This is a genomic window from Rhodococcus sp. P4_F3_2 (assembly GCF_056401335.1).
The window spans coordinates 1-819 of the sequence record NZ_JBFUJN010000100.1 but is presented as its reverse complement, the minus strand read 5'-3'; the positions used below and the strand labels follow the sequence as shown (position 1 = coordinate 819).

Annotated in this window: 1 protein-coding gene; it reads right to left on the bottom strand. The window is 36.4% G+C overall.

What is annotated here, in order from left to right; translation table 11 throughout:
- Window positions 1-64 precede the first annotated feature (64 nt).
- Window positions 65-819: hypothetical protein (locus tag AC1DWA_RS32925; RefSeq protein ID WP_477917611.1), on the bottom strand; the 755-nt coding region annotated here is incomplete at its 5' end.

Sequence of the window (819 nt, the reverse complement as noted above, 5' to 3'; positions counted from 1 at the left end):
GTTAAGAGCGTGCTTGTTTTTCTACCAAAGATATATTTCAAATAGAATAATTTGATAATAAATATTAAATGTATGTGTACTCCAAACGAGTCACTTCTATTGTTCCAGCCACCTGAGAAAACACTCCGAACCAACCATTTCTTTCTTTTGTATTGGTTACTTGAATTAATTGAGTACCATCAACAAATACAGTAATTACCCCATCTGCTGTATGAGTAATCCTTATTTTGTGTGGCATAGAAAAATCTAATGTAGTCGCTAATGAGCCTATATTAACACCTAGACCACCAGGGTCTCCATTGTATAAAGTCACAGAGGAACCACCTAGATATAATGTATAACCCTGCAAAACGCCTTGTGAACTACTAGATTTATTACCGAACCATACAATCCCAGAGCCCCCAAAGAACTTTCCTTCTGCTTCGATTACTAAAGTTTTACCTGTTTTTAATTCGGCATTAGTATTCCCAAGAAGTAAAGCACCTGAAGGATTAGAAACACCTGTATATCTTACTGTACCATCATTAATTCTTTTGAACTTTTCTAACGAACCGTTACTGCCGTATGCTTTAAAGAGCCTATCGCTAACTTTGGTTTTTGTAGGCTTTAGAGCTATAGCAGATAAGTAGATTTTACCTACCCCTGTCGCTTGACCAAGCGTAATGTTTGAAGAGAGAAATTCTATTACATGATAACCAATTGGAATATTCTCAATTAGTATATCTTCTGAATCGTAAGCGTCTGGACTGCTCCCAAAACAATCCACTGTTTTTATAGCTGTTCCATTATCTAATACACTAATTTTCCCTCCTGCTGCCG